Genomic DNA, 1,978 nt, shown 5'->3' with positions numbered 1-1,978 from the left:
GCGAAAGTCAGTCACTGGAAAAGTATCTCCAGGAGATCGGACGCGAAGAACTCATTACTGCCGAAGAAGAAGTCAGATTAGCGCGCCGGATTAAAGAAGGAGACCAGGTTGCATTGGATCGTCTAACAAAGGCTAATCTTCGTTTCGTTGTATCTGTTGCAAAGCAATATCAAAACCAGGGATTGAGCCTCCCCGATCTGATCAACGAAGGAAATCTTGGACTGATTAAAGCTGCAAAACGTTTTGATGAAACCCGTGGATTTAAATTCATTTCCTATGCCGTTTGGTGGATTCGTCAGAGTATATTACAGGCATTGGCAGAGCAATCGAGAATCGTAAGGTTGCCTCTCAACCAGGTCGGTTCCCTGAATAAGATTTCGAAGGCATATTCAAAACTTGAGCAGGAATTCGAGCGTGAGCCTTCTCCGGATGAACTTGCAAAGATCCTCGACATACCTACTGAAAAAATAGCCGACACGATGCGTGTAAGCGGGAAACATGTTTCTATGGATGCACCATTCGTACAGGGCGAGGACAACAGCCTGATCGATGTATTGGAAAACCAGGATTCTCCCCGTGCCGACGGAATGCTGATGAATGAATCGCTTCAAAAGGAAATTGAGAGATCATTAAGCACGCTCACAGAGAGAGAAAGGGAAGTAATTAAATTATTTTTTGGCATTGGAATGCAGCATGGACTTACACTCGAAGAAATCGGGGCCAAATTTGACCTGACTCGTGAGCGTGTCCGCCAGATTAAAGAAAAGGCAATTCGCCGTCTGCGCCATAAGTCAAGAAGCAGGTTACTTAAGGCTTATCTCGGATAATATTTTTTTTTAATGTATATAACCAATAACAGGCATCAGCTTTCAATTTGAAAGCTGTTCTTGTTTAAAATTGAACCAACAACCTAAAAATAACACAATGACTTTTGATACAATGAATGATAAGATGTCGTTAGCCTACAAGGATCAATACGAATCGGAACTGGCTGAATGGATTCTCCAGGAAAAAGCTGCAATCGCTCTGATACATGTTACCGGAACCCTATGGTTCGATAAGTCCGTTGAGCTGGTTCTTTTCCGCAATCAGCTGGTCGACAGAAGCGCCAGTGAAATACTCAACCTTCATCAAAATGCAAAGGAGATCGCCAAGAGACCGATAAACATACATGACACCCTGATGCTTGCCAATGAATTAAACCGGCTTGATCTGGCTCCTTCACGAATTGATATCGGCAGACTCGAAGCTGAGTGGTTCCAGGAAAAAAATAATTTCAAAAATGCCGGCGAATTTGCAGCCAATAAACTCCGCGAATTCATCGGAAAGGAAAAACACACCATCGTCCCGAAGGATGTCATACTTTATGGTTTTGGCCGGATCGGACGTATCGTAATGCGTGAATTAATTGCCCAGGCAGGCAAAGGAGAACAGCTCAGACTGCGTGCAGTCGTAACAAGAAGCGACAGCGATGAAGATATTATCAAACGTGCAGATCTCCTGCGCAATGATTCCGTACATGGCGCATTTCCCGGAACGGTTATCGAGGATTTCAAAAACAAATGTCTTATCGTAAACGGACACAGCGTGCATATGATTGCCGCCAACGACCCTTCATCGATCGACTATACCAAATATGGCATTCAAAACGCACTGGTAATTGACAACACCGGAATTGCAAGAGATCGCGAAGGATTAAGCAAACACCTTAAGTCGAAAGGCGTGAACCAGGTACTTCTCACCGCTCCCGGTAAAGGCGATATTCCCAATGTCGTTTATGGTATAAACGAAGAATCGTTCGATCATAAAAACGAAAATATCTTTTCTGCCGCCTCCTGCACTACCAATGCAATCGTTCCTGTATTGGCAGTTCTCGAAAAGACGCTTGGCATCGAGCGGGGACATATCGAGACGATCCACTCGTACACGAACGATCAGAACCTTCTCGACAACTACCATAAAAAATACCGTCGCGGAC

General features: G+C 44.4%; 2 protein-coding genes. Both read left to right on the top strand.

The window, feature by feature from the left end:
* On the top strand, positions 1 to 827 hold an 827-nt coding region (locus tag ACOSYY_RS20025), incomplete at its 5' end, for a sigma-70 family RNA polymerase sigma factor (RefSeq protein WP_421664724.1).
* Between the two features lie 112 nt (positions 828 to 939).
* The coding region (locus ACOSYY_RS20020; protein WP_421664723.1) for a glyceraldehyde-3-phosphate dehydrogenase at positions 940 to 1,978 on the top strand (1,039 nt) is incomplete at its 3' end.

The sequence above is a fragment of the Nitrospira sp. BLG_2 genome (genome assembly GCF_049222245.1).
This window is presented reverse-complemented; position numbering and strand designations above follow the sequence as displayed.